This window comes from Nostoc sp. UHCC 0251 (assembly GCF_034932245.1).
Classification (GTDB): domain Bacteria; phylum Cyanobacteriota; class Cyanobacteriia; order Cyanobacteriales; family Nostocaceae; genus Nostoc.
Genome location: NZ_JAYGHD010000319.1, coordinates 25,507 through 34,592 on the forward strand (window position 1 = coordinate 25,507; position 9,086 = coordinate 34,592).

The window sequence follows — 9,086 nt, forward strand, 5'->3', positions numbered from 1 at the left end:
ATTATATCAATCAAGATGTTCTTAGTGATACATCATGAGTAGAAAACGCCCAGCACGAACAGGAAACCCAGACCTGCGGCAACAAAAACATCTACCAGCGCCGCCAATAGAAGAAATCGCAAAACAACTATAAATTTGGGCTTTATCTTCTTAAGTTGACACTATGGGAACATGCCATCCCCCTACGGGTGTACTCCGTCTTAACGCAACATACATATACTTAATTTTTGAAAAAATCAAATCAAATTGTTATAAAAAATTGCTAGGAATAGTTTAGTTAAAAATTTTTTCAGCTATATCTATACCTTTATACTAAAGTTATCAGTCTTTAAAATCATTAATTCTGGCATTTAAAAGCCTCTTAATTTACTATTGTGTTACTTGCTAATAATCCTCCTTTCAAGCTTTTAACTAGTATACTAAGTACTGAAGAACCGATTATAATTTAGCATTGTGTTTAAGTCTTCGTTACGTTTTTGATACACTCTGTTTGTAGGAGGACTAAATTATCAGTCTCAAGAACTGCACAAGTGTTAATTAATGTCGCTAAGACAGGTAGAGCCTTCTGTAACTTTGCATTCGCTTGTTGTGCTGCTGGCTGATATTGTTGTAGCCAAGTGTTTTTAGTTATATATTCCGGCAAGAATGCAGAACGTTCTAATAACCAAAAAGTTACGTGGTATTTTTGGATAAAGTCTTTAATCTGGTTAATATCTTCACTATATTGGGCATTAATCAGATCAATCATACGCTTACGAAATTGAGCGTAATATTTTGTATGGATTGGTAATGCATATTCTTTACCTACCAAAATTGTTCTTTGAGCAAAGATAGGTATGTTATCTGCTTCTTCGGAAGTAGAGGCTATGACAATATTTTGCGGTTGCTTTTGCAAAAAATTATATAGTATTGGGACTTGACCTTCTACATAAGGGGTTTTGGGAAAAACTTTTAAGCTGCTAGGGTACAAAATGAGTCCTGCACCAAGGATCATAATAGTCCCCAATATTAAAATTTGTCTTCCATATTGTCTTGACCATCGAAATATAGCATCTAAAATCAAGGTAATAGAGATTGCTGCTGCAAGAGCAAGTATCATCTTAAAAGTATGATGGGTGTAGCGACTAGGCCAGTGCAGTTTAAAAGCTGAGGCATGGGCAGTAAAAAACATGATTAAACTAGCTATTACTACCTGTAAAAATATTTTTACTTCATCCTTTAATTGCTTAGTTAATGGAAAGTAAGATTGGAATTTTAGGAGAATAGGTAATAATAAACCAAATAATAGTTGAGGAGGTGCAATTAAAGCAAAAAAACCACTATCTCTACCATCAAACCAATAACTAATAATATTATGGCTAAAATAACTGACTCTTCCTCCACGCCAGTAATCTGGCATAGTTCTTGCAACAGCAGCAGTAATGGTCGGGCCAAATTGTGATGATTGAATGGTATAAGGTAAAATTAGAATACCAGTAATTATAATGGCTGTTACAAATAAAATAAAATCTTTTCGGTGATGAGAAATAGCTATCTGCCCATTCTGCCAATGAAATAATCTCAAAAACAAAATTAATAAATCGACAAAAGCTATTATAGGATACATTAAACACTGAAGTGCAAGTACAATTAATATACCAAGCACAGAAGACCGGATTGAATAATATAGAAAAGCTAAAAATAGGGGATAAATAAAATCTCTAGGAGTACCAGAAAATAGGTCATCATGTAGGCAGAGACTTTGATTTAAAAGTAAAGATGCGATAAACCCTACCATTGGTACTGGTAATATCTGCATAGAAACTGCAAAGCAATAGCTAGTTGTAATTAGCCCCAGTAATATTGGAAAAATTTTGCTAAAGAAAGTTAGGTCTATACCTAAAGCCGCAATTATTTTATAAAGAATACTATATCCAATTGGTGTCACCGACTCAAAATAATCAGCAATTAAATCCCCAGGAAATAACTCTGGATTCAAGTAACGATACATCCAAGAAATATATTCTCGTGCATCGTCGCTTACTATATATTTACTCGTGAAAGCCTGTCGCAGCCCCATAAGAATATAACCAACAGCAAAAGTTAGACTTAGACTGTACCAAAAAAGAACAGTTAATCTAGATTGATTTTGTCTGTTTTTTTGAGTAATAGGTGTTGTTAAAAAATTTTGTAATTGTGGAATTAGCATTTTGCGCGTTTATGTCTGAATAAATCGTGTTAGTTAGGAAAATAAAAAGCTTTCTTCAATTTTGCTGATTGTACAACCTTCAAGTACTGAGCGGTCATCTTTATAGTCAATAATTCTAGCAACACTCTGTTTTATACCCAGAACAAAAAGTAATCAAAGCCGAACTATCTGGGTTAAGGGACTTCCAAATAAAAAAATATACAACTATTTATTGTGGGTTGGGCGACACGATAGCCCATAGTCAAAGGCGGGCAAGATGCCCACCCCACAAGATTGGATAATTTATTTCTTGGAAGTCCCTAAGCTTAATTTCTATCTTCCTACTCGTCCTTAATCAGTAGTCTCTATTTCCCAAGTACCAGCTTTGAGCTATGCTTGGATCTATGCTGACTAGTCGTCTAAATTATCTCGACCTCACCGCATTTTTGGCACTGTCAAAGAGTACCAGTTGATTCAACTTATTCCCTAAGACAGATGCAAAGCAACTATTGCTAAAAAAGGTTAATCTGTTTACAATAGTACGTATACTAAGTATTTTTGCAAATGGTTTCTACATCTAATCACTCCCCAGCTTTAGAGTCGTGGCAGCAAAATCTGGCACCATATAATTTAGGTTACAGAATCAAATTAGTCTCACAACTGCTCAGTCGCAAGTTTAGTGAAAGGTTAGAACCATTTGGGCTTACGCCATTTCACTGGCTAGTATTGTGCTGTTTATGGCAAGAAGATGGCTTACCTACTTCTAGTATTGGAGACAAACTCAAACAAGTGGGAGGGACTTTAACAGGCGTATTAGATCGGATGGAAGAACGTGGCTTGGTGCGTCGAGAACGCGATACTCACGATCGCCGCATCTGGAGAATCTGGCTAACGGATGCAGGAAAGGAACTAGAAACTGTTTTACCACCAATCGCCGCAGCAGTGCGTGATGAAGCGATGGACGGTATTTCCTTTGCTGACCGAGAACTGTTTTCCCAAATCTTGAATCGGGCGATCGCTAACCTCTCCTAAAGATGATCCCACAATCACCCGACCGGGGGAAGTGATATGAAGATTTGTTTTGGGATAATAATACGCATACTAAGGAAATAAAGATTTTTTTCAGAAAATACTACGCATTCTAAATAAAAGACTATCAATCAAATTACTGAACGCAGAAACAAGCTAACAATCATGAAAACTAATACTTTTAACGGACGCAACGGACACAAAACCCCAGTTATCGAAAAAGAATTGATTCCTGATTCCGAGACTTTAGAAGTTGTGACAGCAGAAGCGCCTGTTGTAACACCTGAGATAGAGAAAGAAGTTCCACCGAAGCGGAAAAAACCGACTGGTTTAATTTTGGCAGCTTTAGGTGTGGGTGCGATCGCTGCTGGTACTTTTGGTTATAACTATTGGCAATATGCTTCTACTCACCAAGAAACAGACAACGCCACCGTTGCGGGAAATATTCACCAAGTTAGTAGCCGGATTCCCGGAACTGTAAGTCAGGTGCTGGTGAATGATAACCAGCTGGTGCAACCGGGACAATTGTTAGTGAAGTTAGATCCACGGGACTATGAAAGTAAAGTACAACAGGCACAAGCAGCCCTAGAAAATGCTCGTGGACAGGCGCAAGCCGCCCAAGCAAATATTGCTTTAAGTTCACAAACGACTACTGGTAAGACAACTCAAGCGCAGGGGGATGTTAGCGGTGCAGTAGCAGCAATTTCTACAGCCCAAGCAGCAGTAAAAGAAGCCCAAGCTGGGATACCAGCAGCGCAAGCTGAAGTCAGACTAGCCGAAGCAGGTATTCCTGCGGCGCAAGCGCAGGTAGCGCAAGCAAATGCGAATTTGGAAAATGCCCAAGCAGATTACAATCGCTATAACCAGTTGTATCAATCAGGTGCGATCGCTCGTCAGCAGCTAGACACAGCCAGGGCTGCTTATAATGTCGCTACAGCACAAAAAAACGCTGCTGTTCAGGGAGTAGAACAAGCCCAAGCTAAGTTAGCCTCTGCTAGAGTTGGTGTCGCCAAAGCGCAGTCTCAACTAGCACAGGCGCAAGAAAATGTCACTAACGCCCAAGCTAAATTGGCAGCATCGAAGGGGGGATTGCAACAAGCGACCGCCGGCGGACAAGATACAACAGCAAAACGTAGTCAATACGAAGCGGCAAAAGCTGCGATCGCGCAATCAGAAGCAGCGCTCAAAGACGCGCAATTGCAACTATCCTACGCCAATATTACTGCTCCCAGTGCCGGACGAGTCGGTAGAAAAAACGTCGAAGTTGGCAACCGAGTCCAAGCGGGAACACCATTAATGGCGATCGTGGATAACGAGTATTGGGTAATTGCGAACTTCAAAGAAACTCAATTAGAAAAGATTCGTCCAGGAGAGCCAGTAGAAATCAAGCTAGATGCTTTCCCTAATCACACCTTTATTGGTCGTGTTGACAGTATTTCGCCAGCTTCCGGCGCTCAGTTTGCCTTATTACCACCGGATAACGCTACAGGTAACTTTACCAAAGTTGTCCAACGCATTCCAGTAAAAGTAGTTTTCGACCAAAAGAGCATTCAAGGGTACGAATCGCGGATTACACCGGGGATGTCTGCGGAAGTTGCTGTAGAAGTCAAGTAATACTAAATTGGCTGCAAACAGATGAAAAACCTCTTTCTGCCTATGACATTTTCCTACATCTAAAGACAGGCGTAAGAGATGAGGCGAGGTGATATTTATGAAAGCAGATTGATAAAAAAACTTTGCATGAAAAAATCACTACTACCTGCTTTAAGGTCAAAAAACTATCAACTGTTTTTTGCCGGACAAGGTGTTTCCCTAATTGGGACATGGATGACGCAACTTGCGACAATTTGGCTAGTTTATGACTTGACAAACTCCGCATTAATGCTAGGAGTTGTCGGATTTTCTAGTCAAATTCCTAGCTTTTTTTTAGCTCCATTTGGCGGAGTATTTGTAGACCGTTTTTCTCGGTATCGTACCTTAATTTGTACGCAAATCTTGGCGATGATTCAATCATTAACATTGGCAGTGCTAGCACTGACTGGTGTGATTCAGGTATGGCACATCATCGCCTTGAGTTTGTTTCAAGGATTTATTAACGCCTTAGATGCGCCAGCACGCCAAGCATTTGTACCAGAATTGGTTGAGCGCAGAGAAGATTTAGCCAATGCGATCGCTATCAACTCTACAATGATCAACGGTGCTAGATTAATTGGCCCTGCGATCGGGGGTTTATTAATTGCTAGCGTTGGAACTGCCTATTGTTTTTTAATTGATGGTTTAAGCTATATTGCTGTAATCGCCGCTTTATTAGCAATGAAAGTTAAGCCTTGGAAATATGTGGTAACTGACGGAAATCCCTTGCAAAAAGTCAAAGAGGGATTTATCTATGCCTTTAGTTTTCCACCCATTCGAGCCATCTTATTGCTATCAGCTTTAGTCAGCCTTATGGGGCTGCAAAACACTATTTTAGTACCAGTTATTGCAGAACAAGTTCTCAAAGGTGGTGCAGAAACCTTGGGTTTTTTGATGGCGGCATCTGGAGTGGGAGCGTTAACTGGTGGTATTTATCTAGCTACACGCCAAACAATTTTAGGAATTGGTAAATTGATTGCCTTAGCTCCAGCAATTTTAGGAATTGGTCTAATTGCCTTTTCTTTTTCTCGATTTTTACCACTTTCTTTATTTACAATGTTGTTTGTTGGCTTGGGAACAATTCTCCAAATTGCTGCTAGCAACACATTTTTACAAACAATTGTTGAAGATGACAAACGTGGGCGATTGATGAGTTTGTATACAATGTCATTTTTAGGGATGATTCCCGTGGGTAATTTGTTAGGAGGTGCATTAGCAAGTCGTATTGGTGCTACGAACACTTTAATTATTGATGGTATAGTTTGTATTTTAGGTTCTATCATTTTTAGCAGACAGTTACCTGCTTTAAGGAAAATAATGCTTCCAATTTATGAACAGAAGGGCATTATCAAAGTTCAGAATGGTTAAAATATAGTAATGTTATTTGAGTTGTTAAAATAGTCGTGGAGACAGGCAATAGATATTTTTCACTATTTTAATTTCGCTATGCACAGAGAAAAATAATATTTAATAAGAGATTTTTTTGAACTTAACCTTAAAACTGGAACAAAACTATGGCTAATACAGGTGTAATTCGTCAGCAAGCACCACCAGAACGTGTACCGCTAAGAACCTGGATTGGTGTATTAGCCAGTATGCTTGGTGCGTTTATGGCCGTATTGGATATTCAAATAACTAATGCTTCACTGCAAGATATTCAAGCAAGTTTAGGAGCGACTCTAGAAGAAGGTTCGTGGATTTCTACAGCGTATCTCGTAGCAGAAATTGTGGTAATTCCTCTAACAGGATGGTTATCACGAGTATTTTCTCTCCGACGTTATTTATTAGTAAACACTGCGTTATTTATTTTCTTTTCTATATGCTGTGCTTGGTCATGGAATCTCAACTCCATGATTTTATTTCGCGCTTTACAAGGTTTGAGTGGAGGAGTCCTAATTCCCACTGCTATGACAGTTGTATTAACGACTTTACCCCAATCTAAACAATCGGTTGGGCTGGCTGCATTTGGATTTAGTGCAGTTTTTGCGCCCTCAATTGGCCCAACATTAGGAGGTTGGTTAACAGAAAACTTTGGTTGGGAATACAACTTTTATATAAATGTAATTCCAGGGGCATTAATGCTGGCTGGTGTTTGGTACGGAATTAAGCAAGAAAAACCCCAAATTAATTTATTGAAACAAGGTGATTGGTGGGGAATTATTGCAATGGCTCTTGGGTTAGGTTCCCTACAAGTTGTTTTAGAAGAAGGTAGCCGCAAAGATTGGTTTAGTTCAGGATTGATTGTGCGCTTAAGTGTGATTGCGGTAATTTTTTTGGCGATATTTTTCTATATAGAATTAACCCGAAAGCAACCATTTATTAATTTACGGCTTTTGTTTAGGCGTAACTTTGGTTTAGCCAGTATTGTCAATGTGTCATTAGGAGTAGGGTTGTATGGTTCAATTTATATTTTACCCTTGTATCTTGCCCAAATCCAAAAATATAATGCGCTGCAAATTGGTGAAGTGTTGATTTGGGCTGGTATTCCTCAACTGTTTATTATTCCCCTCATACCCAAATTGATGCAACGCATTGATGTGCGCTTAATGGTGGCTGTTGGTGTAACTTTGTTTTCCATCAGTGCATTTATGAACTCTGGAATGACTAATCAAACTGGATTAGATCAGTTACGATGGTCGCAATTTGTGCGTGCAATGGGACAACCCCTAATTATGGTACCGCTAACTTCTATCGCCACTGCTGGATTGAGTCCAAAAGAAGCAGGATCGGCAAGTGGTTTGTTTAATATGATGCGGAATATGGGCGGTTCTATAGGTATTGCTTCTTTAGCCACTTTATTAACTAACAGAGAGCAATTTCACTCGAATAGATTGGGTGATGCAATATCTCTATATAATCCAGAAACTCAACAGCGAATTGAACAAATGACACAGTATTTTATCAGCCGAGGAGCAGATTTAAGTACAGCACAAAATCAAGCGATCGCATCCATATCTAATATAGTCCGTCGGGAAGCATTTGTGATGGCGTTTAACGATTGTTTTTACTTTATTGGCATTGCTTTATTGCTCAGTGGCATTGCTATTTTATTCTTTAAAAAGGTGAAAGCAACTGGTGGTGCTGTTGCTCATTAGATTTGTTGTCTGAGTTAAAATGTTTGATAAAACTACTAAGGTATTAAAATGGTCGTTAGCCAAAGCGAGTACTATATCTCCCCAGAAGAGTATCTAGAAAGCGAAAAAGTAAGTGAAATAAAACACGAGTATATTGATGGGCAAGTCTACGCAATGGCAGGAGCGAGTGATGCTCATGTCACAGTTAGCATGAATATATCTATGCTGTTACGAAACCATCTTCGGGGAAGTGGTTGCCGTGTCTACATGTTAGATATGAAAGCACAAATTGAGGTGATAAATCGCTATTTCTATCCTGATGTCATGGTGACTTGCGATACAAGAGATAGAGAATTTGAATATTTTAAGTCCCATCCTTGCTTAGTTATTGAAGTGCTTTCTGAGTCAACAGAAGGCTATGACAGAGGTAAGAAATTCGCCAGCTATCGGCATTTAGAATCATTGCAAGAGTATGTGCTAATTTCACCAGACCAAATGAGTGTGGAATGCTTCCGCCGCAATGACGAAGGACATTGGGTACTTTACCCTTATGGAGAAGAGGAAGAAGTACATTTAGCTAGCGTTGATTTTCGGTGTGCGATGCCTACGGCGGGCTACGCCTACGCAGAAATATATGAAGATGTAGTATTAGTATCCTAATCCAACATTTCTGGGTCAATTCCTAAAGCATTAAGTTGTTCAACAGAAAGCGACACAATTTATCTGTCACGTAACGCTTATCACTATTAGCACTCGACTTCAAACATCCTCTAAGAAATAAGTTCCCAACTCTTTGATTCGCTCTACCCAAGCCTTAACCTCATCAGCCACTTTATATTTCCATTGAAGTTGAAGTATTTCTCTGGTGTAAGAATCATCAAAAACCACATTATCTTTATTTTCAAATATTGGTGCTTGGAATTTTACTTGAGCAGCCTCCGCAAATAAAGTTGCCATCTGGCTAATACTCAGATTTTCAGCCGCTGCAAGATAGTGTCCTCCTTTGGAGCTTTTTCGGGCTGCGGCGATGTAGCAGTCTGCTAAATCTTCAACGTGAATCCACGCGGTCATAAAGTCTGGCCGGAATGGCTGATAGCCCTGGTGGGGTTTCCCAGTGATAAACTGCTGAAGGCTAACGCACCATCCGAAGATTTTGGTGCGTTACGGAAGCCGTAACACACCCT

General features: G+C 39.4%; 7 protein-coding genes. 5 read left to right on the top strand and 2 right to left on the bottom strand.

Annotated elements, in window-relative coordinates:
- Positions 1 to 457: 457 nt before the first annotated feature.
- Positions 458 to 2,188 (bottom strand): hypothetical protein, encoded by a 1,731-nt coding sequence (locus tag VB740_RS25990; protein ID WP_323202748.1) that lies wholly within the window; start codon positions 2,186 to 2,188, stop codon positions 458 to 460.
- Between the two features lie 543 nt (positions 2,189 to 2,731).
- On the opposite strand from VB740_RS25990, the gene VB740_RS25995 reads away from it, so the two are divergent.
- From VB740_RS25995 to VB740_RS26015, 5 genes are all read left to right on the top strand, one after another.
- Positions 2,732 to 3,199 (top strand): MarR family transcriptional regulator, encoded by a 468-nt coding sequence (locus VB740_RS25995; protein WP_323202749.1) that lies wholly within the window; start codon positions 2,732 to 2,734, stop codon positions 3,197 to 3,199.
- 162 nt (positions 3,200 to 3,361) lie between these two features.
- Positions 3,362 to 4,810 (top strand): HlyD family secretion protein, encoded by a 1,449-nt coding sequence (locus VB740_RS26000; protein WP_323202750.1) that lies wholly within the window; start codon positions 3,362 to 3,364, stop codon positions 4,808 to 4,810.
- Between the two features lie 126 nt (positions 4,811 to 4,936).
- The gene (locus VB740_RS26005) at positions 4,937 to 6,196 is read left to right on the top strand and encodes an MFS transporter (protein WP_323202751.1); all 1,260 of its coding nucleotides are present in this window, start codon (positions 4,937 to 4,939) and stop codon (positions 6,194 to 6,196) included.
- A 146-nt stretch (positions 6,197 to 6,342) separates the two neighbouring features.
- A complete protein-coding gene (locus tag VB740_RS26010; RefSeq protein ID WP_323202752.1) occupies positions 6,343 to 7,923 on the top strand; it encodes a DHA2 family efflux MFS transporter permease subunit in 1,581 nt (526 codons plus the stop codon).
- A 48-nt stretch (positions 7,924 to 7,971) separates the two neighbouring features.
- On the top strand, positions 7,972 to 8,562 hold the full coding sequence (locus VB740_RS26015; RefSeq protein ID WP_323202753.1) for a Uma2 family endonuclease: 591 nt from the start codon (positions 7,972 to 7,974) through the stop codon (positions 8,560 to 8,562).
- Between the two features lie 99 nt (positions 8,563 to 8,661).
- Here the strand turns inward: VB740_RS26015 and VB740_RS26020 are convergent, their stop codons facing one another.
- Positions 8,662 to 8,973, bottom strand: coding sequence for a hypothetical protein (locus VB740_RS26020; protein WP_323202754.1), 312 nt, complete (start codon positions 8,971 to 8,973; stop codon positions 8,662 to 8,664).
- Positions 8,974 to 9,086: the final 113 nt, after the last annotated feature.